The sequence below is a fragment of the Xanthomonas cannabis pv. cannabis genome (genome assembly GCF_000802365.1).
Lineage (GTDB): Bacteria > Pseudomonadota > Gammaproteobacteria > Xanthomonadales > Xanthomonadaceae > Xanthomonas > Xanthomonas cannabis.
The window spans coordinates 1-26,006 of the sequence record NZ_JSZE01000036.1 but is presented as its reverse complement, the minus strand read 5'-3'; the positions used below and the strand labels follow the sequence as shown (position 1 = coordinate 26,006).

Sequence of the window (26,006 nt, the reverse complement as noted above, 5' to 3'; positions counted from 1 at the left end):
GCCCTCGAATTCCTTGATCACGCGGTTGCGCGCGATCTCTTCCTTCTCTTCGATCAGGAATACCGCGCGTTCCAGATCGATGGTGTACGGGTCGTCCTCTTTCTTCAGCGAGGCGTAAACGCTGCCACGGCGCGCAAACGGGCCGAAACGACCGATGCCGACGCTGACGTCCTGGTCCTTGTCCTGGCCCAGCGCGCGCGGCATCTTGAACAGTTCCAGCGCATCCTCGATCGAGATCGAGTAGATGCTCTGCCCCGGCCGCAGTGAGGCGAAGGTGGGCTTTTCCTCGTCTTCGACGGTGCCGATCTGCACCATCGGGCCGAACCGGCCGATGCGCGCACTCACCTCTTTGCCGCTGACCGGGTCGGTGCCGAGCACGCGCACGCTGCCGGCGTCGGTCTTGTCCAGCGAATCCTTCTTGTCCTCGACCAGTTCCTTGAACGGGCCCCAGAACTTCTCCATCAACGGGATCCACTCAGCTTCGCCGCGCGACACCGCATCCAGATCGTCTTCCAGGTTGGCGGTGAAGTCGTAATCCACGTAGCGGGTGAAGTGCCCGGACAGGAACTTGGACACCGCCCGGCCCACGTCGGTCGGGCGGAAGCTGCGGCCTTCCATCTCGACGTACTTGCGGAACTGCAGGGTCTGGATGATCGAGGCGTAGGTGGACGGACGGCCGATGCCGTATTCCTCCAGCGCTTTGACCAGCGCCGCTTCGGTGAAGCGCGGCGGCGGCTGGGTGAAGTGCTGGTCGGTGACGATGCGGTCCAGCGGGACGTTGTCGCCGGCCTTCATCAGCGGCAGCTTGCGGCCTTCGTCTTCATCCTCGCTGCTCTTGGTGTCCTTGCCTTCCTCGTATACCGCCAGGAAACCCGGCACCACCACGGTGGTGCCGCTGGCGCGGAACACGTGCTCGCTGCCGGCCGACAGATCCACGCTGACGGTATTGAGCGTGGCCGGAATCATCTGGCAGGCCACCGCGCGGCGCCAGATCAACTCGTACAGGCGGCGCTCGTCGTCGGACAAAAAGCGCGCCACCTGTGCGGGGGTGCGCAGTGCCGAGGTCGGGCGCACCGCTTCGTGGGCTTCCTGCGCGTTCTTGGATTTGGTGGTGTAGGCGTTGGGCTGGTCGGGCAGCGAGGCGGTGCCGAAATCGCGCGCGATCACATCGCGGATTTCCGCCAGCGCGTCCTGCGACAGGTTCACCGAGTCGGTACGCATATAGCTGATCAGGCCGACCGAGCCTTCATCGCCCAGCGCCACGCCTTCGTACAGTTTCTGCGCCACCTGCATGGTCTTGCGGGTGGTGAAGCCGAGCTTGCGCGAAGCTTCCTGCTGCAGCGTGGACGTGGTGAACGGTGGGGCAGGGCGGCGCTTGCGCTCCTTGCTGGCCACGTCGGTCACATGCAGCACGCCTTGCGCGGCCTGCTGGATGCGCAGGCGCGCCGCTTCGGCGGTGTCGCCGTCGGTGACGGTGAACTGCTCGAACTTCTGCCCGTCCAGCTTGATCAGTCGCGCATTGAACGCTTGCGAAGGATGCCGGCAGTGCGCATCGATGGACCAGTATTCACGCGGGATGAAGGCTTCGATCTCTTCTTCGCGCTCGACGATCATGCGCAGGGCCGGCGACTGCACGCGGCCGGCGGACAGGCCGCGCTGCACCTTGCGCCACAGCACCGGCGACAGGTTGAAGCCCACCAGATAGTCCAGCGCGCGGCGAGCCTGCTGCGCATCCACCAGGTCGGCGGCGATCGCGCGCGGCTTGAGCATCGCTTCCTTGATCGCGCGCGGGGTGATCTCGGTGAATACCACCCGCTGCATCGGCTTGTCCTTGAGCAGGCCGCGCTCTTTCAGGATCTCGGCGATGTGCCAGCTGATCGCCTCGCCCTCGCGGTCCGGGTCGGTCGCCAGGAAGATGTCGTCGGCGCCCTTGGCGGCGCGCGCGATGGCCTCGACATGCTTCTCGTTCTTCTCGATCAGGTCGTAACGCATCGCAAAGCCGTTGTCCGGATCGACCGCGCCCTCCTTGGGGACGAGGTCGCGCACGTGCCCATACGAGGCCAGGACGGTGAAGTCCTTGCCGAGGTATTTATTGATCGTCTTGGCCTTGGCGGGCGATTCGACGATGAGCAGGTGCTTGGGCATGGTGGCAACTTCTTGGGGCAGAGCCCGGGGGGCGGGTAGCGTGGCCTAATTGGCCGGTCGAGGGAAGCAGATCGGCCGTTTCCCACACGTTAACGCCCGGGGAGTACTCCCGGGCGTTCAGTCGTCTTATTAGAAAAATCACGGCGGACGCCGCCGTGTCAAGCGCCTGGCGCGGCGAACTGCTAGCTCTGGCTCATTCCGATGGTTGCCAGCATGATCGCGACGACCACGATGGAGAGCACCAGCAGCACCGCATAAATGGCCAGCACCACGATCGTGACCGTGTCCAGGCCCCGCGACTGCAGCTCCGGGCGGTCGGTGAAGGCCCAGCGGTCCACCACCAGGGTGTCGCAGATCTTGTCGTGCGGGGTCTGTTTGCGCTGGGTCATGCCGGCCATGAAGGCCGCCACGACCGCGCCGATCCCCAAGGTCAGGACGCTGATCAGCATGTAGGCCAGGTACCGCAGCACGTTGCGCCAGAACCCGACCCGGGCACCGTTGCTGTCGGCGCGCACCACCTTGATGCCACAGGCGAGCTTGCCCAGGCTGGCCTGCAGCCGGCTGGACTGCATCCAGGCAAAGTACAGCGTGGGAATGGCCAGGCCGATGCCGTAGGACATCACCAGGATCGCAATGCCGAGCGCGCTGCCGTCGTCCAGGGCCGAACCGGAGTCGCCGCGGGTGGTCATCAGCGCCACCACGAACACCAGCGGGATCACGATCAGGTACACCGCGAAGGTGGTGATCAGGCTGTCGAGGATGCTGGCGGCCACACGCCGCCACAGGCCGGCGTAGACGACCGGCGCATCTTGCAGTGCACCGCTTGCCGCGGGCGTGGCGAGGGCCGGGTCACCCCAGGCGCCCGGAAGCGGCGTCGTCGCACTTGCCGGTCCGTTTTCGGGTGCCGAAGCCGCGCCGGCGGTCTCGCTCAGGCTCGGCCCCGACGCTGGCGGTGGGGCGGTGGCGTCTGCCGGCGGGGCGGACCATGCCGGCCGGTCCGGTGATGGGGCGTGGTCGCGTGGCGGGTGAGCTGGAGAATCGACCGAGGGAGATTGACCGGCAAGGCCGGTGGCCACAGCGGCACCAGCGACGGCGCTGCCGCTGGCGTCGGTAACGGCCGTCTGCGCGGGCGATGCCGTGGCAGCGTGGTCATTGACCGGCCGGGCCGCGACTGGCGACGCCATCGCAGGCGCGCCGTCGGCGCTGTCGGCAGCCGGCAGCGATGCATCGATCGGTGTTTCCACGCGCGGCGGCCCGCCGGCCTCGGGCACCGCAGGCCCCGCGCCATCAAGGCCCAGTTCGGCGGCGACCTCGTGCAGGGCCACCCATTGCGGCAGGCCTTCGCGCCAGACCAGGCTGGAGCGGTCGATGATGCCCTGCGACAGGCGCGCGGCAAGCGTGTCCGTGTCCACCGGTCCCTGGCGTTGCCGCTGTGCATCGGCGTAATACCACTGCGTCATGTCGTCCCCTTAACGTATAGCCATTGGCGTGCCGCAGGCGGTCAGCCGCGGCAATGCGGCGGAAGTTGGGCGTCGTCGATCTCGGAACTGCAGTTCCAGCTCCCGGCATCCGCATCCAGATCCAGCCACAGCGCCTTGCCGTCGATTCTGGCCGACTTCGGCGCGTGGATGACCGCTTCGATGCCGCATTCGGTCGTCTCGAAACGGCCGATGCGCACGCTGCTCAAGCGCTCGCTCGCGTACTGCTCGGGTGGCTTGAAGCCAGCGTCATCGTTGACCGGGCAGCGACCTTCGCTCGCAAGAAATTCGGCGATCTGCGGCTTTAACGGTGCCAACTCGCCAATCGCCTCGGCCACCCTGGCACGGTTCAGATAGTCGTTGTAGGCCGGGAACGCGATCGCGGCAAGGATCCCGATCACGCCGACCACGACGAAGACGCCGGCCATCGCGCCCAGCACTGCAATCAACGGCCAGCCAGTGGTATTGCCGCGTGGGTGCAGAGGCGGCGCGGGCGCATGAGGAAGCGGAGCGTGCGCCGCAGCGGGCGGCAATGGCGGCGGAACCGATGCCGCACGCACATCGGTGGAAATTGGCGGACCAAGGGTGTCGGCGCAGGCGGACAAGGGCAGCCACTGGTCCAGCCCTTCGCGCCAGACCAACGTATCCAGGGCGATCAGGTGATCGCGATACAGACCCAGCAAGGCGTCCTCGGCCACCGGCCCGTGCCGATGGCGATTGCCATCGGCGTAATACCAACTGCGCATCCCCGTTCCCCTGCACGCACGTCCGTGGCGGCTTCAAGGCTCAGTGTACGGGTTCAGGCTCGTCCAGGAACATCTGGGTTTCCATCCAGGCATAGGCCGCTTCGGCGCCGGGCTGGTTGAACAGCACCATCAGCACCACCCATTTGAGGTCGTCCAGGTCCAGCTCGTCCTGGTCCAGCGCCATGGCGCGGTCCAGCACCAGCTCGCGCTGATCGGCATCGAGAATGCGGTGTTGCTCGAGGAACAGCAGGAACCCACGGCAGTCCACGTCCAGCTTGTCCAGCTCCGGCCCGTGATAGATCCGCACTGGCCCATCGACATGCGGGCGCGCGACGCTGGGCCGCTGCTCGGAGAGCGCGTCCAGCCAATCGAAGGCTTTGCTGATTTCTGCGGGGCTGAAACCGGCCTGGATCAGGCCATTTTGTAGCGAGTCACGGTCACGGACCAGGTCCGCGTCTTCGCTGAAGTAATGTTCGAACAGGTACAGCAGTACATCGAGAATGCTCTCTTTCATTGCCCTCGGCCTGCGTCGCGCGACGCTGTGGAGGTGAAGAAACTAAGGATTGCGGGTATAGCGACCGTGCTCGGTGACCACGTCTCCCTCCAGTTCCATGATGAGCAGCATGGAGGACAGCGCGGCGGCCGTCAATCCGGTGCGCTGCACCAGGGAATCCATAGGGGTTGGGTCGTGGCCCAGCGCCTGCCACAAGCGCTGGTAGTCGGGGTCCGAGCGCACGGAAGTGGCGGCGCGCATCGGCCTGGCCTCCTGAGTGGGGGCGCTCAGGCGTTCGCGCAAGGCGCTGGCCAATTCGCCCGACAGCAGGCCCAGTCCGTCGACGACCTGGGCCGGTTCCTGCGCGAGCGTGGCGCCCTGGCGGATCAGGTGGTGGCAGCCGCGGGCGAGCGGGTTGTGCAGCGAGCCGGGCAGGGCAAACACCTCGCGGCCGGCTTCTGCCGCCAGGCGCGCGGTGATCAGGGCGCCGGAGCGCATCGCCGCTTCCACCACTAGCGTGCCCAGGGCCAGCCCGGCGATGATTCGGTTGCGGGCCGGAAAGTGCGCCGCCACCGGGCCGGTGCCCGGCAGGTATTCGCTGACCACCGCGCCACGTGCGGCGATGCGATCGCGCAAACCGTGGTGCCGCTCGGGATAGGCCACGTCGGGGCCGGTGCCGACCACTGCCACGGTGATGGCTTCGCGGTGGGCCAGCGCGGCCTCGTGTGCGATCGCGTCCACGCCTGCGGCCATGCCGCTGACGATGCTCAGCCCGGCGCCCGCCAGGCTGGAGGCGAACACGCGGGTATGGTCGCGGCCGGCGGCGGTGGCCGAGCGGCTGCCCACCACGGCCACGCCCGGGTGCCAGAGCGCGTTGGGGTCGCCGTCCACGAACAGGGCCATGGGTGGATTGGCGATGTGGCGCAGCAGGGCCGGGTAGTCCGGGTCGTGCCAGCCGATCAGGTGGTGCCCGGGCTGTGTGCACCAGTGCAGCGCCGCATCCAGCGCCTGCTGATCGGGTGCGTGCAGACGCTGCGATTGCACCTCGTCGCAGCCGGCGGAGCGCCACGCCTCGGGCCCGGCCGCCAGCATCTCGGCCGCCGACGCGAAGGTGGTCAGCAATGCCTTTCGCGGTGGGCTACGGCCGCCTGCCAGTAGCAGGATCAGCAGGGCGCGCAGGTCGGGAGCAGTCAGGGCCATGCATTCAGGCTAGGCCGCAAACGACGACGGCGCCCTCGGGCGCCGTCGCGTTGATGCATCGGAATTTTCGCTTACTGCGCGTCGGGATGCTTGACGAAGTACCCCAGGCCGGTCGGCTTGACGCTTTCCATCACCAGCGCATAGCTCACCTTGTCGAAGGTGCGGAACACCATCGCATGCGAGGCGTATTCGTCGGGCAGGCCGACGGTGGAGCCGGACGGGCCGCTGAAATCGTCGTCGGTCCGCGAGAAGCGCGCGTGCTTGACGCGGTCGCTGACCGTGCGGCCCTTGCGCCAGATCGAGAACACGGTGCCGTTGTTGATGCCTTCGCGGGCGCCGCCGGAGATGGCGATCACGTCGCGGGTGCCGCCGACGATGAAGGCGTCGGAGATGGCCAGCACGCGCAGTTCGGTCTGCAGCGCCTGTTCGGACGGCGGGTGCGGGATGAACTGCAGATCGTAGGGCTGTGCTTCGACCGCGACGATGCGATCGCCGGCGCGCACTTCGCGGCCGCTGTCCTGCAACAGCAGGGTCGCCGCCTTGGAGTTGCCGCCTGCCGCGCTGCGGGTGATGGTGCCGACGTTGACCTGCGCCAGCTCATAACCGAGGAACTCGCGGCGCTTGCTCGGCGCGATGAAGTTCTTCCAGATGTTGCCGGAGCCGGCGGTGATGTTGCCCGCCATGTCCAGGTCTTCGTTGTGCTTGGGCAGGCTGAACTTGACGGTCGGACGAACCACCGCAAAGCGCTGGCCCGGCTGCGCGTTTTCCAGGCCGACCACGTAAGCGACCTGGCCGGTGGTGGCGCGCGTGCGGCCGCCTTCCAGGCCCACCACGTAGGGCAGTTGATCGAAGTCGTCGACCACGCGCAGGTTCTTCAGGAACGGCTCGACGTCGGCCAGCGGAATGGCGTTGATCGGCGCTTCCTGGCGCGGGCCGGGCTGGATGGTGCCTTTGCCGACGCGGTCCAGATAGGCCAGGCTGATCACGTCACCCGGATAGATCAGGTGCGGATTCTGAATCTGCGGATTGGCCTGCCAGATCTCCGGCCACAGCCATGGTTTTTGCAGGAAACGCCCGGCGATGTCCCACAAGGTATCGCCCTTGCGGACCACATAGGTATCTGGATGCTCGCCCACCGCTTGCGCGGCAGCGTAGGTCGCGACGGTCAGCATCGCCGCAGCGACGACCGTACGAAGTCGGTTCAACATGAGTGCCTTCTTGCCTGATTCCCCAACAGGTCCGCGCACTATAGTCCAGAAACCGGGGCGCCACGCAAGCATTGCGCTAGAATGACACCGTCTTGCCGGCGCCGCGCCGGTGTCCCAGACGGGTAACCCCATGGCTTTGCTCCCTATTCTCGAATTTCCCGATCCGCGGCTGCGTACCAAGGCCGTGCCGGTCGATGCGGCCGAGGTCACCAGCCCGGCGTTCCAGAGCTTGCTCGACGACATGTTCCAGACCATGTACGAGGCGCCCGGCATCGGCCTGGCCGCCAGTCAGGTGGACGTGCACAAGCGCTTCATGGTGATCGACGTCAGCGAAGAGAAGAACGCCCCGCAGGTGTTCATCAATCCTGAAATCGCCACCCGCCAGGGCGAACAGGTGTACCAGGAAGGCTGCCTCTCGGTGCCGGGCATCTTTGCCGATGTCAGCCGCGCCGATGCGATCACCGTGCGTTACCTGGACCGCGACGGCAAGGCACAGGAACTCAGCACCGATGGCCTGCTGGCGGTGTGCATCCAGCACGAGATGGACCACCTGGACGGCAAGCTGTTCGTGGACTATCTGTCTCCGCTCAAGCGCGAGATGGTGCGCAAGAAGCTGGCCAAGCAGCGCAAGCATGTGGCTTGAGGGCTGGGATTGGGGATTCGGGATTGGGGATTGGTAAGCGCGGGTTTTTGCACGCCTGTGAGTCGGCTGGTTTCAAATCGTTGAGCGCTGATCTCGGTGCGATCTGATGGCTATGCCGGCACATTGCCATTGTGGCAAGTCCCGGGGTGGATGGCCTTGAGCTTCGGGCGCGGAATGCGTGACCGCCAAGCCGCTGCCTATTACGGGCATCGAATCCCGGATGCAATTCCTGCTTCTCAGTGCACCTGATCGATGATGGGGCACGCGGGTTCCGGCGCCGGTTAGCCCAATCTCCAGCGTAATCCCGCTCTGCCCCTTTCAGTCCTCACGCTACTCCCGCCCCGGCCAGCACCCCCGCCGTTGCCAATCCCGAATCCCAAATCCCGAATCCCCGCCCTATGAGAATTATCTTCGCCGGTACACCGGACTTCGCTGTCGCCTCCTTGCGCGCGGCCGCGCAGCGGCATGAAGTGGTGGCGGTCTACACCCAGCCGGATCGGCCGGCCGGACGCGGGCGCGGGCTGACCCCCTCGCCGGTCAAGCTGGAAGCGATCGCGCGCGGCATTCCGGTCTACCAGCCGCAGACCCTGCGCTCGCCCGAGGCGCTGGCCACGCTGCGCGGGCTCGATGCGGACCTGATGGTGGTGGTGGCGTACGGGCTGATCCTGCCCAAGGCGGTACTGGCCGCGCCGACCCACGGCTGCTGGAACGTGCATGCCTCGCTGTTGCCGCGCTGGCGTGGCGCCGCGCCGATCCAGCGCGCCATCGAGGCCGGCGATACCGAGACCGGTGTGTGCCTGATGCAGATGGAAGCCGGCCTGGATACCGGCCCGGTGCTGTTGTCGCAACGCATCGAGATCGGCGAGCAGGAAACCGGCGGGCAGCTGCACGACCGCCTGGCTGCGCTGGGCGCGCAGGTGCTGTCTGACGGCCTGGGTCTGCTGCGCGCCGGCATCCGTCCGGTGGCGCAACCGCAGCCGGCCGAGGGCGTGACCTATGCGCACAAGCTGGACAAGGCGCAGGCGCGGCTGGACTGGGCGCAGCCGGCGCAGGAACTGGCGCGGCGCGTGCGCGCGTTCAACCCCTGGCCGGTGGCCGAGGCGGTCCTGGCCGGCGAGCGGGTGCGCCTGCATGGCGCGGTGGCGCTGGAGCTGGCCCACCAGCAGCCGCCGGGCACCCTGCTGGCCGCCAGCAAGCAGGGCATCGACATCGCCTGCGGGCAGGGCGCGCTGCGGGTGCGCGTGTTGCAGCGTGAGGGCGGCAAGGCGATTACCGCCGCCGATTACCTCAACGCGCGCCGCGACCTGCCGGCGCTGCGCTGATGTCGGCCGATACGGCGGCGGCGGGCGTTGGCTCGCGCCTGGTTGCGGCACGCGTGCTGACGGCGGTGTTCGACCAGGGCCGCTCGTTGAAGGCCGAGCTGGCCGCCACCTTGCCCGGCGTGGCCGATCCACGCGATCGAGCGCTGGTGGAGGCGATCTGTTTTGCGGTCATTCGCCGGCGCCCGGCGTATGACGTGGCGTTGCGGCAATGGCTGGAACGTCCGTTACCGCCGCGCGATGCCGAACTCAAGGCGCTGCTGATGGTCGGTTTCGCTCAACTCGACGTGCTGCAGCTGCCCGCGCATGCGGCGTTGTCGGCCACCGTGGAGGCATGCCGCGCGCTGGGTCGGCCGCGTCAGGCCGGCATGGTCAACGCGATCTTGCGGCGCGCCCAGCGCGAAGGCTTTCCGGCAGTGGCCGACGATGCCGGCTGGCCGTCGTGGCTGCGCAAGCAGTTGCGTGCGGACTGGGGCGAGCGTGCCGAAGCCATTTTTACCGCCAGCGCGCAGATGGCGCCGATGTGGCTGCGGGTCCATCGCGGGCGCACCGACCCGGACACCTATGTGGCACGTCTGACCAACGCGGGCATCGCCGCGCAGGCCGACCCGGTGCTGCCGGATGCGGTGCGCCTGTCCACGGCGGTGCCGGTCAGCCAGTTGCCCGGCTTTGCCGAAGGCGAGGTCTCGGTGCAGGACGGGTCGGCGCAGCAGGTGGCCGATGCGTTGCCGCTGGCGCCATCGGCGCGCGTGCTCGATGCCTGCGCCGCACCCGGTGGCAAGGCGGCGCATCTGCTGGAGCGGCACCCGGCGCTGCAGCTCACCGCGCTGGACGTGGATGCGCGCCGCCTGGAGCGCGTGCAGCAGACCCTGCAGCGCACCGTGCCGACGGCGCAGGTGGCATTGCACGCGGCCGACGCGGCCGATACGGACGCGTGGTGGGACGGCCAGCCGTTCGACGCGGTGCTGCTGGATGCGCCGTGTTCGGCTACCGGGGTGGTGCGCCGTCAGCCGGACGTGCTGCTGCATCGCCGGGCCGACGACATCGATGCGCTGTGTGCGCTGCAGGCACGCCTGCTGGATGCGAGCTGGCGGACCTTGCGGCCGGGCGGGCAACTGCTCTACACCACCTGCTCGCTGCTGGCGCGCGAAAACCAGGCGCAGATCGACGCCTTCCTGCAGCGCACGCCCGATGCACAGGCACAGCCGCTGGGGGCGCAGTTCGGCCACGCGGCGGGGCCGGGGCGGCAGCGCTTCCCCGGCGAGCAGCACTGCGACGGGTTCTTCTACGCACGTTTGCTAAAAGCCTCCTGATCGCGCGCCGGTTTCGGCGCCCCCTCCCGCATCCCGCTGCTGCCCGCCATGCTCAAGACCCGTGCCTCGAAGGATTTCTGGCTGCTGGCCATCACCGCTGTGCTGGTGATCGGTGCCGGCCTTGGATTGCGTGACCCCTGGCCGTCGGACGAGCCGCGCTTTGCCCTGGTCGCCAAGCAGATGGTGATGAGCGGGGACTGGCTGTTCCCGCACCGCGGCAACGAGTTGTACTCGGACAAGCCGCCCATGCTGATGTGGCTGCAGGCGCTGTTCTACACGCTGCTGGGCAACTGGCGGGTAGCGTTTCTGCTGCCGTCGCTGCTCGCGGCGCTGGGCACCCTGGCCTGCGTCTACGATCTGGGCCGGCGGTTATGGACGCGGCGGGTAGGTGCCTACGCGGCGTGGATGCTGTTGTTCACGCTGCACTTCACCTTCCAGGCCAAGAAGGCGCAGATCGACCCGCTGGTGGTATTCTGGATCACCCTGGCCAATTACGGATTGCTGCGGCATCTGCTGATGGGCCCGGCCTGGCGCTGGTGGGCGCTGGGCTGGTTCGCTGCCGGGTTGGGGGTGATCACCAAGGGCGTGGGCATCATTGCGTTGCTGATGCTGATCCCGGCCGGGATTGCCGCAGCGCGCGGCTGGCCGGGCGTGCGCGTGCATGTGCGTGACCGCCGCTTCTGGCTCGGGCCGCTGTTCTTCTTCGTGGCGATCCTGCTGTGGTTCGTGCCGATGATGGTCACCGCGCTGACCGCCGGCCAGCCCGAATACCGCGTGTATCTCAACGACATCCTGCTGCGCCAGACCGCCAAGCGCTACGCCAGCTCCTGGGACCATGCGCAGCCGGTGTGGTACCACCTGCAGAGCATGGCCACGATGTGGCTGCCGACCATCCTGCTGCTGCCGTGGGCGGTGCCGGCATGGCGGCGGCGGTTGCGGCGACGCGATGCGCGTTATCTGCTGCCGCTGGCGTGGTGGCTGCTGGTGCTGGTGTTCTTCACCATTCCCAGCGGCAAGCGCGATGTCTACATCCTGCCGGCGCTGCCGATGTTCTGCCTGGCGCTGGCGCCGTTGGCGGCGGGGCTGCTGCGCCGGGCCGGCGTGCAACGGCTGTTGTTCGGCTTCGTGGTGCTGCTGACGGTGGCCTTCGCTGCGGGTGGGGCGGCGATGCTGATCGGGCATCCGGGGTTCGAGCAGAAGATCATGGACAGCCGCGGTGTCGGCAGCGAAGCGACCGACCCGCTGGGCTGGCTGCTGCTGGCGGTCGGCAGTTGGGGCCTGGCCAGCCTGCTGCTGTTGCGCGTGCGCCGCTCCGCGCTGGCGGCCGCCTCGCTGCTGGGTGCGTGGTGGGTGGCGTTCGGGTTGGTCTGCTACCCCGTCTTCAACGACTCCAGTTCGGCCGGGGCGGTGATGCGCGAGGTTGGCCGGCGCATCGGCCCGGATGCACAGCTCGGCCTGGTGGCCTGGAAGGAGCAGAACCTGCTGATGGCCGACCGCCCGGCACAGACCTTCGGCTTCAAGGTGCCGTGGGAAGAACAGCTGCGCCGCGGCGTGGCCTGGCAGGCCGCGCAACCGGGCCAGCGCTGGCTGATGGTGCAGGAGACCGCCTTGCTGGGCTGCGTGGATCGCAGCCGCAGCCAACTGGTCGGCGTGGCCAATCGCCGCCGCTGGTGGCTGGTGCCGGCCGATGCGGTGCAGGGCGACTGCGTGGCCAGCTCCACCGAGAAGGCGGTCGAAGAAAAGGAGCAGGGCAACCTGGACGTCGAGTGAGGCGCGCATGCCCGCGGCCCGTGCGGCAGGCGCTGCGTCAATGCGTGCGCCGGTGGCCGTCTAGCAGGGATTCATGCGCCGCATCGTTAGCTTGGCCGGCGTCGCTGACGCCCCCTGCCTGTTCTACCTCCCTTTTGCTGCCGATCTGTCGATGACTTCCTTGCACATCCCGCCTGCCTCGCGTCACATCACTGCGCCCGTCGTATCACGGGCGGGGGTGGGGATGGCCGAGCTGGGCGTGTTTGCGCTCACCGCCCTGGTGGTGAGCATGCCCAGCGGCCTGTTGCCGTTCGGCCTGTGCCTGCTGCTTGGGTCGTTGCTGGGGTGGCGCAGCCTGCGGGCAGGCATCGCCGCGCGTGATGTGACCTTGCGTACGCTGGGATGGCTGACGGTGGCGGTGATTGCGATGTCGCTGCTGTCGATCGCCTTGTTCGAGCATGGCCTGCGCGATGTAGGCAACCGTTCGCGCTTTCTGGTGCTGCCGTGGGCGGCGTTGTGGGCCTATGCCTTGCAACCGCGCCAGATCTGGCTGTGGCGGGGCGCGCTGGCCGGCTTGGCGGCGGCCATGGTGATCGCGATCGTGCAGGTGATGCGTGGCGCCGACCGTGCCGAAGGCTTCACCAACGCCATTGTCTTTGCCGACATCGCAATGATGCTGTTGGTGGTGGTGGCGTTCTGCCGTCCCACCGGCGCTGTGCGCTGGCTGGTGGGCGCGGCCATCGCCACGGTGGTGGTGATCGTGCTCAGCGGCAGCCGCGGGGTCTGGCTGGCCTTGCTGGCAACCGTGGGCGTCCTGATCTGGGGCGCGCCCTGGCACAGCGCGCGCATACGCCTGCTCACCTTCGTCGGCGGGGCGGTTGTGGCCGTGGGTGTGATCGCCAGCGTGCCCGCCTTGACCGATCAGATGCGCCTGGGAGAGTTGCAGCGCGATCTGCAGCGTTATGAGGTCGGCGACAGCGATTCGTCGGCCGGTGCACGCATCGAACGCCTGCACGTGGCCTGGGATACCTTGCGTACGCATCCGCTCGCCGGCATCGGCGTTGGCCGTTTCGACGATGCGATGCATGAGCTGCCGGCGTGCGCGGCCGACAACGCCCTGTTTCGTTGCCATCTGGGCCATGCGCACAACGACCTGGCCGAATGGGGCGCCACCCAGGGCGTGCCCGGTTTGCTGTTGCTGGTTGCGGTCTACGGCGTGCCGCTGTGGCTGTTCGTGCGTCTGCATCGGCGCAGTGGGCAGGTGCAGTTTCGCGGACCGGCCGCAGCCGGGGTGATGTTCGTGATCAGCTACGCGCTGTGCGGGCTGACCCAGTCGATGTTCGCGCACCAGGTGGCGGCCAGTTTCTATACCGCGATGGTGGGCGTGCTGGCGGGGCTGGCAGCGCGCCAGGCGCAGCAGGCCGCGCCGGCATTGCAGGTCACCCGTAACGGGGTGTGACCGGGCAGCGCCCCGCGCACTCAGTCGCCGCGCGGTTCCGCTGCGCGTGGCGGGTCCTGCACCGGCTGCCGGTGCTGCAACAGCCACAGCATGATGGTCTTCTGGCGCACGTAGTTGGCGCGCACATAGGCGTAGATCAGCCCGTGCCAGCCATCGCGGAAGCCGCCGCGCAGCAGATAGCCGCGCCAGAAGCGCCACGCCGGCGCCAGCACCAGCTTGCTCCAGGTGGCGCGCTTGCCGCGCGCGTAATCGTGCTCGGCCATCATCTGTGCGTAGCGCTGGGTCTTGGACAGCTGCTGCATCAAGGAGCGATACGGGTAGTGGATCAGGTCGCCCGGCAACGTGATCACTGCACCATCCACGCTGGCCGCCTCGTGGATCTCGCGCTTGCCGCGCCAGCCACCGCGGCGCCGGTCGAACAGGCGCAGCACCCGGTCTGGATACGCGTTGCCATGCCGCAGGAAGCGGCCGAAATAGTCCGACAGCCGCGCGAAGCGGTAACCGGCAGCAGCAGGAAACCCGGCATCGCGTGCGGCAATGATCGATGCGCGCAAGCGCTCGCTGATGCGCTCGTCCGCATCCAGGCACAGCACCCAGTCGTGGCTGGCCTGCTGCACGCAATAGGCCTTCTGGCTGCGGTAGCCATCGAAGGCGCGTTGCACCACGCGCGCGCCGTGCGCGCCGGCAATGGCCGCAGTGGCATCGGTGGAGCCGGAGTCCACCACCACGATCTCATCGCAGAACGCCAGCGAGGTCAGACAGTCGCGTAGGCGATCGGCCTCGTTGAACGCGATAATGCAGGCGCTGATGCGAGGCCGTTCGTCGGGTGCGGTCGAAGAGGACATGTGATGGCCGATTACCTGCTGTTCGCAACGGAGCGTTACGCGTTGCCTATTCTGGCGCCATTGGCGCAGGCATTACAGGCCCGCGGCGACACCGTGGCCGCCTGGTACGAAGGCGGTGCCCGCGGGCTGGTGCTGCCGGGGGTGCGCGAGGTCGGCCTGCGCGATGCGCTGGCCTTGCGCCCGCGCGCGGTGTTCAGCGCGGCCAACTGGGTGCCGCCATTCATCGCCGGTGCCAAGGTGCAGCTGTTCCATGGCTTCAACGTGCAGAAACGCGAAGACAACCGCGGCCACTTCCGTGTGCGTGGGCTGTTCGATCTGTATTGCACGCAAGGCCCGGCCACCACCGCGCCGTTTCGCGCACTGGCCGACCGCGAAGGGCATTTTGCCGTGGCCGAAACCGGCTGGCCCAAGCTCGACCCGGTGTTCCGCGACGATGGCGGGCACAGCGCCGCGCTGCGTGCGCCGGCCAATGGCCGCCCGGTGCTGCTGTTCGGTTCCACCTTCACCGAGCGCCTCAGCGCAGCACCGGTGCTCTACGACGAGATCGCCGCCGACATCGCGCGCGGTGCGCACTACTGGCTGCTCACCCTGCATCCCAAGTGCGCGCCGGAGCTGTTTGACCGCTATCGCGCGCTGGCCGGTGCCAACGCGCGGTTCGTCGAGCCCGAAGAGGTGATTGCCGCGCAGCGCGCGGCCGATGTGCTGGTGTCCGATACCTCGTCGATCGTGTCCGAGTTCGTGGTGCAGCACAAACCGGTGGTGACCTTCCGCAACCGCGTGCCGCAGCCGCATATGCTGGACTTCCAGCAGCCCGGGCAATTGCCGCAGCAGCTGGCGCGCGCGTTGGCGCCGGATGCGGCGCTGCGCAGTGCGCTGGCCAGTTATGCCGATGCGATCCATCCGTACCGCGACGGGCAATCGTCGGAGCGGGTGATTGCCGCCACCGACGACTTCATCGCTGGCAAGCTCGGTCCACTGCGGCGCAAGCCGCTGGGCGCAGTGTGGCGCGGCCTGCAGATCCGCCGCGAGCTCGGATACTGGGGCCCGGCGCAACGCTGATCGCTGCTAGTTGCGCGTTGACGCTAACCAGCACCTCACCGAATCCCAATCGCAATCCCGATTCCCAACTCACCAGCGCAGCGTGCGACGCGCCAGTGCAGCGGCCAGTTGCCCCTGCAGCCGTTGCGCCTGCGCCAGTGGCACAAAGCGCAGCCGCAACGCCGGGCCGGTGGCGCTGGCACCGGCGGTATCCAGCCACAGCGTGGCGGTGCCGGTCAGCCGGTCCAGCGGCGAGCGCTGCAATTGCAGCGCCTGCAGCTTGTCCAGTTCGGCCAGCCGCCACCAGCGTTTCCACCAGCCGCCACGCACCGCTACATAGCGCGTGTCCACCGCATAGCCCATGCGCTGCACCTGGCGATACGCCTTGAACCCGCTCCACGGCAGCCAGAGCAGCAACCATGCGGCCTGGCTGCCGATCTGCCATGCCAGCGCGGCCACCAGCGGCACCAGCATCAGCACCGTGGGCAGGCTCAGGCGCCACCAGCAATGGGTGGCAACGGCCTGCCACTGCTGCGGCGGCCAGGCGATGTCGGGCAACAGGCGCTGCAGCAAGGCATCGCAGCGCTGCGGTGGGGCGATGGGTGCCAGTTCCTTGAGCGCGCTGTCGTGGGTGTCGCCGGTGCCGGACACCGCGGTGTCCACACGCAACTGGCGGCGGCCGAACAGCCGGTGCAGACGGCTTTCGTACAGCGTCCACGACTGGATGCGCCGTAATGCCACGCTGCTGCGGATGCGCGTCAGCAGACCACGCTCCACGGTCAGGCGCCGCTCCGATTCGCTGAGATGAAACCCGTGGTATTGCGTTATCGCCAGCGCCACCGAGAGCGCGCGCATGGCCAGCAACACGGCCAGCATGGCGATCACCACCAGCGTGGCGGTGACTGCTGCGCCCGGATGGACCTGACTGACGTAGCGATAGGCCAGTTCGCCGTTGGTCTCGATGAACGTGGAGGCCACGCGGCGCGGAATCATCTGGTAGATCACACCGATACTGGCGGCCACCACCACCATGCCGCGGTTGGAGATCAGGCCCAGGCGAATCACTTCGGCCATCGGCAGACGTAGCAGGGTGCTGCGGTCCTGCGCCTGCATTTGCAGTTGCACTTGCGCGGTGTGCGGGTGCTGCGCACGGCGGCGGATCAGGTCTTCCAGGGCCAGGGCTTGATCCAGCCGCAGCACGCGCATTTCCGCTTCCGGCTTGTGCCCGCCAGCCGACTCCAGCCGCACTTCGGCCACCCCGGCCAGCCGATGCAGCAGCGACTGATGCACCACCACGTTATGGATGCGCGCGAACGGAATATCGCGCCGGCTGCGCTCCAGCAGCCCGCTGCGGATCGCCACGCTGTCTTCGCCGATGCGGTAGCGATAGGTGAAATAGCGCAGCACCGAGATCGCCACCAGCACGGCCATCACCACGCCGGTGGCGATGTGGTCGGCAACGTCGCGGCTGCCATCGCGGCTGCCGAACACGATCAGTGCCACCAGCGGGATCAGGAACTGGCGGATCTGCTGCAGCAGCACGAACACCCACGACAGCGGATGCAGGCGCTGCTCGTCATCGCCGGAGCGCTGCACTGCGCTCACAGCGCGTCGTCGTGGTGATCAAGCTGGCGGGCCAGGCGGTCGCGCAGCTGTTCGGCATCGGCCTGATCCAGCCCGGACACTGCCACGGCGTTGAGCCGGCTGCCGGCGGTGTGTACCACTAGCGTGGTCAGCCGGGTGGCGCGTTCGATCGGGCCGCGGCGCAGGTCCACGTGCTGCACGCGCGAGATCGGCACCCGCGTATCGCTTTGCCACAGGTGGCCACGTTGCAGCGCCAGACCATGCTGGTCGAGTTTCCACAGCGTGAGTCGATGCCGTTTGACCGCCAGCCACGCGCACAGCAACGCGAGCACCAGCATCACGCCCGGCACCACCGGCCAATAGCGCCAGGCATGCAGCGCGGTGAGCGCAACGCCGGTGGCAATCAAACCGGCACATCCGCCGCCGAGCACACCGTTGGCCGCCGCCACATAAGCGCCACGCCGCGGCAACTGCTGCCACTGCGCGTGGTCTGCGGCCGCAAGCTGGGCAGGCGCGGCGGGGACCAGGATGTCGGGGTGCGGCGGTGGAACGTCGTGCACGAGGCGGGCCTGCAGAAGCGGTTCGCAAGCATAGCCGGCCGCCGAGTGCAGGCGCACCCGGCGCCGGGCGCGCTACTGCGCCGCCAGGATCAGCGCATCCACATCCAGCGCATGGCCGGCGCGGGTGGCCTTGGTGCGCAGGTAGTGTTCGTTTTCCGGCGTGATGTCGCCGGTGACCGGAATGCGGTCCTCCACGGCGATGCCGGCTGCGCGCAGGCGCTCGGCCTTGGCCGGGTTGTTGGTCAGCAGCCGGATCCGGCCGATGCCCAGCCCCCGCAGCATCGCCACCGCACTGCCGTAGCGGCGCTCGTCCGGGCCAAAGCCCAGCTGCGCATCGGCGTCGATGGTGTCCAGCCCGGCGTGTTGATAGCCGTAGGCGCGCATCTTGGCGGCAATGCCGGTGCCGCGGCCTTCCTGGTCCAGATACAGCAGCACACCGCCGCCTAGGTCCTTGAGCTTGGCCAGCCCGTGCCGCAGCTGATCGCCGCAGTCGCATTTGAGCGAGCCGAACAGGTCGCCGGTAAGACAGGAGGAATGCACGCGTACCGGTACGGCGGCGGTCAGGTCCGGCTGGCCGACCACGATCGCCACCTGGTCGCGCTGCGCCACACCGCCGCGGAACACCACAAATTCGCTCATACCCAGGCCGCGCAGCGGCACCGGGGTGCGGGTGACCAGCTCGAAGCCGGCGGCGGCCGCTGTGGCGCAACCGCTGCCTAGATCGTCCAGGGCCAGCGACTGGCAGCCGGCGAAGGCGGCATGGTCGTGCACATCGCGCAGCTCCACCGCCAGCATGGCCGGCAGCAGCAAACCCAGCCGCGCGATCTCCGCGCCACCGGCATCCAGCGCATCGCCGGCGGTCCACTGTGTCGGTACCGGGGTGTCGCGCAGATAGGCCAGCGCGGCCAGCTGGTCGTAGCTCTGGTCGGCCAGCGCAACCCGTGCGCCCTGCGGCGCGGTCAGCCCCAGCACCTGGGCGCGGGTCGGGGTGACAAACAGATAGTGGCGGCCCTGCGCGGCGCGTGCGAAGGCGGCGTACGACTGCGCCGTGCTGCTGTCCAGCGCCAGCACCGCACGCGACCGCCCGCCTGCGGCGGTCAGAAGCACCGGCCGGCCGGCGCGCAGTTCGGATGCGGCGCGCTCGCAGCGGATCGCCGCCGGATCGCCGAAGGCCTGTGCGCTGGGGGAGGGGACGGGGCTGCTCATGCACGACTCCAGATGGGGATTGCCACGGCCGCTTCAAGGCGGACGCCGCCGCGACGCGACCGGACGCATGGCGCCATTGTCGCGCGCTTCGCCGCCGCCAGTTGCCACCGCCGGCTGGAACGCTGCATCCAGCGGCCGCGCATGAGTGACCGCGCGGGTACCGGTTGGTTGCGCACCGGCCGCGTTGTTCAGCGCCCGGCAATGCTTTTTAATCGGGCGATCTTTCAGCCCAGCAGATCCCATGCGTCTTATCGACTGCAGCGAAGCGCGTCATGCCAGTGCGATCCTGGACATCTTCAACGAGGCCATCGCCCATTCGACCGCGCTGTACGACTACCGGCCACGGCCACCGGAGAGCATGGTCGGCTGGTTCGCCACCAAGCGCGCCGGCGGATTTCCGGTGATCGGCGTGGAAGACGACGACGGCACCTTGATGGGGTTTGCCAGTTACGGCACCTTCCGTGCCTGGCCGGCGTTCAAATACAGCGTCGAGCACTCGATCTACGTGCACCAGGACCATCGCGGCAAGGGGCTGGGGCGCACGCTGCTGCAGACCCTGATCGCGGCGGCCGAGCAGCGTGGCGTGCACGTGCTGGTGGGCGGCATCGATGCCAGCAACCAGGCCAGCATCGCCTTGCACGAACAGTTCGGCTTCACCCACGCCGGCACCGTGCGCGAGGCCGGCTTCAAGTTCGGGCGCTGGCTGGATCTGGCCTTCTATCAGCGCATCCTGGCCACGCCTGCGGACCCGCACGACGATTGAGCGTGGTGGTGATGCGGCGTGACACGTTCTACGCGCGAACCTGCCGCAAGCGCTTGATGGAATAGCGCGCCGTGGCGTGTTCTCCTGCGCGTGCAGGGCCGCAGGACGCGTGATGCGCCGGACCCGATTACAGCGTCGTTTCCAGTGGCTGCACGGCATCTGGCAGAACGTCGCTGTTCACGCCCGGTAGCTTGTGCCCCGCCGACGGGACGGCCCGGGCGCCGATGGGAGACGGGTGTGCAGGCAGCACCGGCACCCGTCTCGCAAGGCGAGTGGCCGCTGGCGATCGGTAGCCTAGTGCGGATGCCGCTCGGTCGCGTAGGGATTGGCTTCGCCACTGCCCGGCGGGCGCAGCGTGTAGCGCTTGTAGGTCCACTGATATTGCGCCGGGTCGCGCCGGGCGATCTGTTCGATGCCGGCATTAAGCGCGCTGGCGGCGCGCACCGGGTCCGGGTCGGCCACGGCCGGGTCGGCCGGCTGCACATGCAGCGCAAACTGCAGGTCGTCGCCGGCGCGCTCGCACCAGCCGTACAGCACGGTGGCGCCGGTGCGTTCGGCCAACCGGTTTACCAGGGTCATGGTCAGCGCCTGCATGCCGAAGAACGGCGCAAATACGCCATCGCCCATCTTCGGCTGCTGGTCGGGCAGGATGCCGACCGCGCCGCCGTCCTTGAGCACCTTGAACAGCTGCCGCACGGCCGGGCCTTCGGCGCGCACCTGGCGCACGTTGTCGCCGCCGCGTGCCAGCTGCAGGAAGCCATCCACCGCCTCGGACTCCGGCGGCCGGTAGACAATCGCGATCGGCCCGCGTTCGGACAGCCACTGGTTGAGCAGCTCCCAGTTGCCGAAGTGCGGCGCGGCCACGATCACCCCGCGGCCGGAGGCCAGAGCCGCGTCGTAGAGCTCCTGGCCATTGCGCTGCAGACGCGCCAGGTTGTCTGCCGGCGGGCGGGTCCAGGTACGCAGCACTTCCAGGGTCTGGCGTGCGGTCGATCGCAGGACTTGTGCATGCAGCTGCGCGCGCTGTGCCGCGCTCAACTCCGGGTACGCCAGCTCCAGGTTGCGCCACGCCACGCGCGCCTCGCGTGCATTGAGCTTGCGCCAGCTCCAGGCCAGCGCATCGGCCACGCGTTTGAGCAGCGGCCAGGGCAGGCGGCCCACGGTGGCGGCGGTGGCATAGAGCAGGCGAGCGCGAAGATCAGGTGTCATCCGCGCAATTCTAAACAGCGCGGCCGGTGAAGACCCGCAGGTGACACGGCGGGCAGCGCTGGGCATGCTGCGCGGCACAGTTTGCTGCCCGGGATGCCCATGCTTGCCTTGATCCAACGCGTTATCCGGGCCTCGGTCACCGTCGACGGCCAGAGCGTCGGGCAGATCGGCCCCGGCCTGCTGGCCCTGGTCGGGGTGGAGCCCGGCGACAGCGATGCGCAGATCCGGCGCCTGGCCGAGCGCCTGCTCGGCTACCGGGTATTTGGCGACGACGCCGGCAAGATGAACCGCTCACTCACCGACACCGGTGGCGGCCTGCTGCTGGTCAGCCAGTTCACCCTGGCTGCGGACACCAGCTCCGGCAACCGGCCGGGCTTCAGCACCGCCGCGCCGCCGCAGGAGGCTGAACGGGCGTTCAATCAATTGGTGGCGATCTGCCGCGAAAAACATCGCGGCGGGGTGGAAACCGGGCGCTTCGGGGCCCATATGGTTGTCGACCTGGTCAACGACGGCCCGGCGACCTTCCTTCTCAGACCCTAGATACACCACGTCCACCAGCGGTCCCGTCTTGAATCCGGCAGACCGGGCTTCACGCTGGTATAATGCTAGGTTCTCTTTCCAATCTCAAAGCCGGTGGCGCGAGCACTCATGGCCAACGAACGTCCTGCCCAGCAATCCGACATCAAGCTACTGATCAGCAAGGGCCTGGAACAGGGCTATCTGACCTACGCCGAAGTCAATGACCATCTGCCCGACGACCTGGTCGACCCGGAGCAGATCGAAGACATCATCAGCATGATCAACGGCATGGGCATCGATGTCCATGAAGTTGCACCCGATGCCGAAACCCTGCTGCTCAACGATGGCAACACCGGCAACCGCGAGGTTGACGATACCGCCGCCGAAGAAGCCGCCGCCGCGCTGACCGCGCTCGACACCGAAGGTGGCCGTACCACCGACCCGGTGCGCATGTACATGCGCGAAATGGGCACGGTCGAGCTGCTGACCCGCGAAGGCGAAATCGCCATCGCCAAGCGTATCGAAGAAGGCCTCAGCCAGGTCCAGGCAGCACTGGGCGTGTTCCCGCTGTCGACCGAAATGCTGCTCGCCGATTACGAAGCGCACAAGGAAGGCAAGAAGCGTCTGGCCGAGATCGTGGTCGGCTTCAACGACCTGATCGAAGAAGCCGATGCTGCCGCTGCTGCACTGGCCGCCGCCGGCCCGGTCGCCGTGGACGAAGACGCCGTCGATGAAGACGACGACGAAGACGGCGATGACGACGCGGCCGAAGAAGAGGCCGGCCCGACCGGCCCGGACCCGGTGGAAGTTGCCACGCGCATGGAGAACCTGGCCAACGAATACGCCAAGTTCAAGAAGATCTATGCCAAGAACGGCGCCGAGCACAAGCTGGTGGTCAAGGCGCGCGAAGATATGGCCGCCATCTTCACCACGCTCAAGCTGCCGCTGCCGCTGACCGACGCGCTGGTCACCCAGCTGCGTGGCGTGGTCAATGGCATCAAGGACCACGAGCGCAAGGTGCTGCACCTGGCCACCACCGTGGCACGGATGCCGCGCAAGGACTTCATCCGCTCCTGGGAAGGCAACCAGACCAACCTGGAATGGGTGGAAGACGCACTCAAGCGCAAGCAGAAGTGGTCGTCGGCGCTGCGCGACGTCAAGGACCAGATCGTCTCCGAGCAGCAGGGCTCGATCGAGATGGAAAAGGCCAACTACCTGACCCTCGCCGAGATCAAGGAAATCAGCCGTGCGATGGCCTACGGCGAAGCCAAGGCACGTAAGGCCAAGAAGGAAATGGTCGAGGCCAACCTGCGCCTGGTCATCTCCATTGCCAAGAAGTACACCAACCGCGGCCTGCAGTTCCTGGACCTGATCCAGGAAGGCAACATCGGCCTGATGAAGGCTGTGGACAAGTTCGAATACCGTCGCGGTTACAAGTTCTCCACGTATGCAACGTGGTGGATTCGCCAGGCCATCACCCGTTCGATCGCCGATCAGGCGCGCACCATCCGTATTCCGGTGCACATGATCGAAACGATCAACAAGTTGAACCGCATTTCCCGCCAGATGCTCCAGCAGTTCGGCCGCGAGGCCACGCCGGAAGAACTGGCCAAGGAAATGGACATGCCGGAAGACAAGATCCGCAAGGTGATGAAAATCGCCAAGGAGCCGATCTCGATGGAAACCCCCATCGGCGACGACGAGGATTCGCATCTGGGCGACTTCATCGAGGACACCAACGTGGAGTCCCCGATCGACAACACCACCAACATCAATCTCTCCGAGACGGTGCGCGATGTGTTGGCCGGCCTCACCCCGCGCGAGGCCAAGGTGCTGCGGATGCGCTTCGGTATCGACATGAACACCGATCACACGCTGGAAGAGGTGGGCAAGCAGTTCGACGTCACCCGCGAGCGGATCCGCCAGATAGAGGCCAAGGCGTTGCGCAAGCTGCGTCACCCCAGCCGCTCGGAACAGCTGCGCTCGTTCCTGGATATCGACTGACCTGTCAGTCGCATCCGCACGGTGGTCCCAACAGCCCCGCACACGCGGGGCTGTTGCGTTTCAGGCGCTGACCCGGCAATGCTGCTGCAGGCTGCACTGGATGGAGGAGATCGGCTTCACACCTCGGTGACGAAGCCGCACGGCAACGCACTATTAAGTAGATGTTTCTTTCAATCTCACGTGGTATTCCAGCCGGCGCTTCTAAGTTGATCCACGAAAGGAAACGAGGCCATCCGATGAGTAGACAAAGCCGCTACGAAACCACCACCTACCGCGATCACGAGATCCGCGTTCGTGCCGAACAGGCCACGCCAACGGCCAAGTGGACGCTCTGGGTGGACGTCTACGCCGACGGAGGCAGCACGCGCCTGCCCCGTATCAACGACCGGACCCAGACTTGGGATACCTACCAGGACGCCATTGCGCAAGGCTTCCGCGAAGGTCGCCAGCTGATCGACAGGCAGCAACAAACCGCGGATGTGTGATGGTTTCCCGCAGTTTATGTGTGGCGATCGAACAGCACGTACAGCTTGAGCGGCCCGCCTATCTCCGCTGGCGTCTGCAGCGCGCTTGGGTTCGTGTGCAGTGCGGTTAGATAGGCGCTTGGAAAGCGGACGAAGGATGCAGCAAGCAGTCAGCACCAGGCATCCAGCAGACAAGCTTGTTGGCGGACAGGTAAACTTGCACCACTCCTGTGGGCCCGACGCATGGCATGCGGCACCAGCGAGCGCTGTGCAGCAGGGCCTATAGCTCAACGGTTAGAGCAGAGGACTCATAATCCTTTGGTTGAAGGTTCGAATCCTTCTGGGCCCACCATAAAATCAAGGGCTTAGCTTGTGCCAAGCACCCTGATTTGAGGCCGCCGGGAAAATTGCCGGGAAAATTAGCTGCGCTTTGGCGGCTTTACCACTGGCAGTGCGTGGTCATAGCGACCTGTAGTTGCTGGTGTTACGTGCCCTGCAGCATCTTGTTTGTCGCCCCGGTTGCCAACTGTGTCGGTAATGCCGCGATGCTTGAGGCCATGCAGAGAAAAGCGCTCCTGTTTCGTGATGATCCCTTCGGTCATTGCGAGCGTGATGAATCGTTGCCAGGCACTATCCAGAGATGACTTAGCCATGGGGCTACCAGTCTGTTCAACGAGTAGCCGCCGATCCTCAGCCTTGATAGGGACTGGAAAGCTTCGGTTTTTCTTAGTCCAGATCGCGGTACGCCGCGCTGCTAGGAAATCCCACGCTTCGATCATCTCAGGGTCCCACTCGGTAAGCGTGTCGCGTGATCCTTTGCGCCGCTGAGCATGTGATACGCCCAGGGTTTCCTAGACATCTCATGGCCATGGAAAATGGTCGATTCGGAGGTGTCTATGAGCAGCAAGCGGTATACGGATGAGTTCAAGATCGAGGCGGTCCGGCAAGTGACTGATCGTGGGTTCAAGGTGGCAGAAGTCGCCGAGCGGCTGGGTGTCACCACGCACAGCCTGTACGCCTGGCTGCGCACGTTCGGCAAGCCTGGCGTGGTGCAGCGCGCCGAGGTGGACCAGAGCGCCGAGGTTCGGCGGCTAAAGGCAGAGTTGCGTCGAGTGACCGAGGAGCGCGACATCCTAAAAAAGGCCGCCGCGTACTTTGCCAAGGGGTAAAGGCAAAGTACGCCTTCATGCAAGCCCACTGCGGGGAATTCAGGGTGTGTGTGATGTGCCGGGTGTTGCGGGTCAACCGGGCGGGTTATTACGCCTGGTTACGCTCGCCCGACAGTGAGCGCGCCAAGGAAGATGATCGCCTGCTTGGACTAATCAAGCACCACTGGCTGGCCAGCGGCAGTGTTTATGGGCATCGCAAGATCACCACGGATCTGCGCGATCTAGGTGAGCGTTGTAGTCGCCATCGGGTGCATCGGCTGATGCGCACCGAGGGACTGCGTGCCCAGGTGGGCTATGGTCGCAAACCGCGCTTCCATGGAGGGATGCAGTGCAAGGCGGCTGCCAACCTGCTTGACCGACAGTTCGACGTGACGGAGCCGGACACGGCCTGGGCGAGTGATTTCACCTTCATCCGCACGCATGAAGGCTGGATGTATTTGGCTGTTGTGATCGATCTGTTTTCCAGGCAGGTTGTCGGCTGGGCGATGCGCGATCGGGCCGACACCGAGTTGGTCGTGCAGGCCTTGTTGTCTGCGGTGTGGCGGCGCAAACCCAACGCTGGTTGCTTGGTTCATTCGGACCAAGGGTCTGTCTACACCAGCGATGACTGGCGCAGTTTCCTGGCGTCCCATGGCTTGGTGTGCAGCATGAGTCGGCGTGGCAACTGCCACGACAACGCACCCGTGGAGAGCTTCTTCGGCCTGCTCAAACGCGAGCGGATCAGGCGGCGGACCTATCCCACCAAGGACGCCGCTCGCGCCGAGGTATTCGACTACATCGAGATGTTCTACAACCCCAACCGCCGCCACGGTTCAACTGGCGACTTGTCCCCTGTAGAGTTTGAACGGCGCTACGCGCAACGAGGGTCTTGAGTGTCTACGGAACCCTGGGC

Annotated in this window: 23 protein-coding genes and 1 tRNA gene; 12 read left to right on the top strand and 12 right to left on the bottom strand. The window is 66.9% G+C overall.

Features of this window, described 5'->3' with window-relative positions; translation table 11 throughout:
* From OZ10_RS08305 to OZ10_RS08280, 6 genes are all read right to left on the bottom strand, one after another.
* A partial coding sequence (locus OZ10_RS08305) for a DNA topoisomerase I (RefSeq protein ID WP_039564478.1) occupies window positions 1–2,145 on the bottom strand: 2,145 nt, incomplete at its 3' end.
* A 182-nt stretch (window positions 2,146–2,327) separates the two neighbouring features.
* Window positions 2,328–3,605, bottom strand: a complete 1,278-nt coding sequence (locus tag OZ10_RS08300; RefSeq protein ID WP_039564477.1) for an RDD family protein — start codon at window positions 3,603–3,605, stop codon at window positions 2,328–2,330.
* Window positions 3,606–3,646: 41 nt separating this feature from the next.
* Window positions 3,647–4,369 (bottom strand): pilin, encoded by a 723-nt coding sequence (locus tag OZ10_RS08295; RefSeq protein WP_039413633.1) that lies wholly within the window; start codon window positions 4,367–4,369, stop codon window positions 3,647–3,649.
* Between the two features lie 40 nt (window positions 4,370–4,409).
* A complete protein-coding gene (locus OZ10_RS08290; RefSeq protein ID WP_003484452.1) occupies window positions 4,410–4,883 on the bottom strand; it encodes a DUF494 family protein in 474 nt (157 codons plus the stop codon).
* Between the two features lie 42 nt (window positions 4,884–4,925).
* Entirely contained in the window at window positions 4,926–6,062 is a 1,137-nt protein-coding gene (dprA, locus tag OZ10_RS08285; RefSeq protein WP_039564474.1) for a DNA-processing protein DprA, read from the bottom strand.
* A 71-nt stretch (window positions 6,063–6,133) separates the two neighbouring features.
* On the bottom strand, window positions 6,134–7,270 hold the full coding sequence (locus OZ10_RS08280) for a LysM peptidoglycan-binding domain-containing protein (protein WP_039564471.1): 1,137 nt from the start codon (window positions 7,268–7,270) through the stop codon (window positions 6,134–6,136).
* 130 nt (window positions 7,271–7,400) lie between these two features.
* Here OZ10_RS08280 and def point away from each other — a divergent pair, with 130 nt between their 5' ends.
* The 5 genes from def (at window position 7,401) to OZ10_RS08255 (ending at window position 13,753) form a co-directional block, all read left to right on the top strand.
* Window positions 7,401–7,913, top strand: coding sequence for a peptide deformylase (gene def, locus OZ10_RS08275; protein ID WP_039564470.1), 513 nt, complete (start codon window positions 7,401–7,403; stop codon window positions 7,911–7,913).
* 398 nt (window positions 7,914–8,311) lie between these two features.
* A complete protein-coding gene (fmt, locus tag OZ10_RS08270) occupies window positions 8,312–9,235 on the top strand; it encodes a methionyl-tRNA formyltransferase (protein WP_039413618.1) in 924 nt (307 codons plus the stop codon).
* Window positions 9,235–10,545 carry a 16S rRNA (cytosine(967)-C(5))-methyltransferase RsmB gene (gene rsmB, locus OZ10_RS08265; protein WP_039413614.1) on the top strand — a complete coding sequence of 437 codons (1,311 nt, stop codon included), beginning with the start codon at window positions 9,235–9,237 and terminating at the stop codon, window positions 10,543–10,545. Before fmt ends, rsmB begins: the two co-directional genes overlap by 1 nt.
* A 48-nt stretch (window positions 10,546–10,593) precedes the next feature.
* On the top strand, window positions 10,594–12,315 hold the full coding sequence (locus tag OZ10_RS08260; RefSeq protein WP_039564467.1) for an ArnT family glycosyltransferase: 1,722 nt from the start codon (window positions 10,594–10,596) through the stop codon (window positions 12,313–12,315).
* A gap of 151 nt (window positions 12,316–12,466) precedes the next feature.
* Window positions 12,467–13,753 (top strand): O-antigen ligase family protein, encoded by a 1,287-nt coding sequence (locus tag OZ10_RS08255; protein ID WP_052209993.1) that lies wholly within the window; start codon window positions 12,467–12,469, stop codon window positions 13,751–13,753.
* A gap of 20 nt (window positions 13,754–13,773) precedes the next feature.
* Here the strand turns inward: OZ10_RS08255 and OZ10_RS08250 are convergent, their stop codons facing one another.
* Window positions 13,774–14,598: a glycosyltransferase family 2 protein gene (locus OZ10_RS08250; RefSeq protein ID WP_039413609.1), complete on the bottom strand. Its 825-nt coding sequence runs from the start codon at window positions 14,596–14,598 to the stop codon at window positions 13,774–13,776.
* Between OZ10_RS08250 and OZ10_RS08245 the strand changes: the two genes are divergently transcribed.
* On the top strand, window positions 14,599–15,657 hold the full coding sequence (locus OZ10_RS08245) for a CDP-glycerol glycerophosphotransferase family protein (RefSeq protein WP_081419386.1): 1,059 nt from the start codon (window positions 14,599–14,601) through the stop codon (window positions 15,655–15,657). It abuts the gene before it with no gap.
* Window positions 15,658–15,726: 69 nt separating this feature from the next.
* Here OZ10_RS08245 and OZ10_RS08240 read toward each other — a convergent pair whose 3' ends face one another.
* From OZ10_RS08240 to ribA, 3 genes are all read right to left on the bottom strand, one after another.
* Complete coding sequence (locus tag OZ10_RS08240) at window positions 15,727–17,241, bottom strand: PH domain-containing protein (RefSeq protein WP_039564466.1); 1,515 nt, start codon at window positions 17,239–17,241, stop codon at window positions 15,727–15,729.
* Window positions 17,238–17,747, bottom strand: a complete 510-nt coding sequence (locus OZ10_RS08235; protein ID WP_228890353.1) for a PH domain-containing protein — start codon at window positions 17,745–17,747, stop codon at window positions 17,238–17,240. Before OZ10_RS08235 ends, OZ10_RS08240 begins: the two co-directional genes overlap by 4 nt.
* A gap of 105 nt (window positions 17,748–17,852) precedes the next feature.
* The gene (gene ribA, locus OZ10_RS08230; RefSeq protein ID WP_039408488.1) at window positions 17,853–18,986 is read right to left on the bottom strand and encodes a GTP cyclohydrolase II RibA; all 1,134 of its coding nucleotides are present in this window, start codon (window positions 18,984–18,986) and stop codon (window positions 17,853–17,855) included.
* 241 nt (window positions 18,987–19,227) lie between these two features.
* Here ribA and OZ10_RS08220 point away from each other — a divergent pair, with 241 nt between their 5' ends.
* Window positions 19,228–19,749, top strand: a complete 522-nt coding sequence (locus OZ10_RS08220; RefSeq protein WP_039408484.1) for a GNAT family N-acetyltransferase — start codon at window positions 19,228–19,230, stop codon at window positions 19,747–19,749.
* Window positions 19,750–20,043: 294 nt separating this feature from the next.
* On the opposite strand, the gene OZ10_RS08215 is transcribed toward OZ10_RS08220, so the two are convergent.
* On the bottom strand, window positions 20,044–20,958 hold the full coding sequence (locus OZ10_RS08215) for a lauroyl acyltransferase (RefSeq protein ID WP_039564465.1): 915 nt from the start codon (window positions 20,956–20,958) through the stop codon (window positions 20,044–20,046).
* Window positions 20,959–21,057: 99 nt separating this feature from the next.
* On the opposite strand from OZ10_RS08215, the gene dtd reads away from it, so the two are divergent.
* From dtd to OZ10_RS08195, 4 genes are all read left to right on the top strand, one after another.
* A complete protein-coding gene (dtd, locus tag OZ10_RS08210) occupies window positions 21,058–21,498 on the top strand; it encodes a D-aminoacyl-tRNA deacylase (protein WP_039564464.1) in 441 nt (146 codons plus the stop codon).
* 108 nt (window positions 21,499–21,606) lie between these two features.
* Window positions 21,607–23,481, top strand: coding sequence for an RNA polymerase sigma factor RpoD (gene rpoD, locus OZ10_RS08205; protein ID WP_039564462.1), 1,875 nt, complete (start codon window positions 21,607–21,609; stop codon window positions 23,479–23,481).
* A 161-nt stretch (window positions 23,482–23,642) separates the two neighbouring features.
* Window positions 23,643–23,966 (top strand): DUF6566 family protein, encoded by a 324-nt coding sequence (locus OZ10_RS08200; protein WP_039408469.1) that lies wholly within the window; start codon window positions 23,643–23,645, stop codon window positions 23,964–23,966.
* Between the two features lie 255 nt (window positions 23,967–24,221).
* A tRNA-Ile gene (locus OZ10_RS08195) sits at window positions 24,222–24,297 on the top strand.
* Window positions 24,298–24,364: 67 nt separating this feature from the next.
* Here the strand turns inward: OZ10_RS08195 and OZ10_RS21140 are convergent.
* On the bottom strand, window positions 24,365–24,724 hold the full coding sequence (locus tag OZ10_RS21140; protein WP_236726962.1) for a site-specific integrase: 360 nt from the start codon (window positions 24,722–24,724) through the stop codon (window positions 24,365–24,367).
* A gap of 117 nt (window positions 24,725–24,841) precedes the next feature.
* Here OZ10_RS21140 and OZ10_RS08185 point away from each other — a divergent pair.
* Window positions 24,842–25,986, top strand: a protein-coding gene (locus OZ10_RS08185; RefSeq protein WP_102596353.1) for an IS3 family transposase whose coding sequence is annotated in 2 segments (ribosomal slippage) — window positions 24,842–25,079 and window positions 25,079–25,986 — 1,146 coding nt in all. Because the reading frame shifts where the segments join, the coding sequence is not laid out codon by codon here.
* Window positions 25,987–26,006: the final 20 nt, after the last annotated feature.

Bases quoted from the DNA above. Each gene is read 5' to 3' on its own strand.
- OZ10_RS08215 (WP_039564465.1), bottom strand. From the start codon at position 20,958: ATGACACCTGATCTTCGCGCTCGCCTGCTCTATGCCACCGCCGCCACC.
- OZ10_RS08255 (WP_052209993.1), top strand. From the start codon at position 12,467: ATGACTTCCTTGCACATCCCGCCTGCCTCGCGTCACATCACTGCGCCC.
- OZ10_RS08290 (WP_003484452.1), bottom strand. From the start codon at position 4,883: ATGAAAGAGAGCATTCTCGATGTACTGCTGTACCTGTTCGAACATTAC.
- OZ10_RS08280 (WP_039564471.1), bottom strand. From the start codon at position 7,270: ATGTTGAACCGACTTCGTACGGTCGTCGCTGCGGCGATGCTGACCGTC.
- dtd (WP_039564464.1), top strand. From the start codon at position 21,058: ATGCTTGCCTTGATCCAACGCGTTATCCGGGCCTCGGTCACCGTCGAC.
- def (WP_039564470.1), top strand. From the start codon at position 7,401: ATGGCTTTGCTCCCTATTCTCGAATTTCCCGATCCGCGGCTGCGTACC.
- OZ10_RS08260 (WP_039564467.1), top strand. From the start codon at position 10,594: ATGCTCAAGACCCGTGCCTCGAAGGATTTCTGGCTGCTGGCCATCACC.
- rpoD (WP_039564462.1), top strand. From the start codon at position 21,607: ATGGCCAACGAACGTCCTGCCCAGCAATCCGACATCAAGCTACTGATC.
- OZ10_RS08200 (WP_039408469.1), top strand. From the start codon at position 23,643: ATGTTTCTTTCAATCTCACGTGGTATTCCAGCCGGCGCTTCTAAGTTG.
- OZ10_RS08250 (WP_039413609.1), bottom strand. From the start codon at position 14,598: ATGTCCTCTTCGACCGCACCCGACGAACGGCCTCGCATCAGCGCCTGC.
- ribA (WP_039408488.1), bottom strand. From the start codon at position 18,986: ATGAGCAGCCCCGTCCCCTCCCCCAGCGCACAGGCCTTCGGCGATCCG.
- rsmB (WP_039413614.1), top strand. From the start codon at position 9,235: ATGTCGGCCGATACGGCGGCGGCGGGCGTTGGCTCGCGCCTGGTTGCG.
- OZ10_RS08300 (WP_039564477.1), bottom strand. From the start codon at position 3,605: ATGACGCAGTGGTATTACGCCGATGCACAGCGGCAACGCCAGGGACCG.
- fmt (WP_039413618.1), top strand. From the start codon at position 8,312: ATGAGAATTATCTTCGCCGGTACACCGGACTTCGCTGTCGCCTCCTTG.
- OZ10_RS08295 (WP_039413633.1), bottom strand. From the start codon at position 4,369: ATGCGCAGTTGGTATTACGCCGATGGCAATCGCCATCGGCACGGGCCG.
- OZ10_RS08220 (WP_039408484.1), top strand. From the start codon at position 19,228: ATGCGTCTTATCGACTGCAGCGAAGCGCGTCATGCCAGTGCGATCCTG.
- dprA (WP_039564474.1), bottom strand. From the start codon at position 6,062: ATGGCCCTGACTGCTCCCGACCTGCGCGCCCTGCTGATCCTGCTACTG.
- OZ10_RS21140 (WP_236726962.1), bottom strand. From the start codon at position 24,724: ATGATCGAAGCGTGGGATTTCCTAGCAGCGCGGCGTACCGCGATCTGG.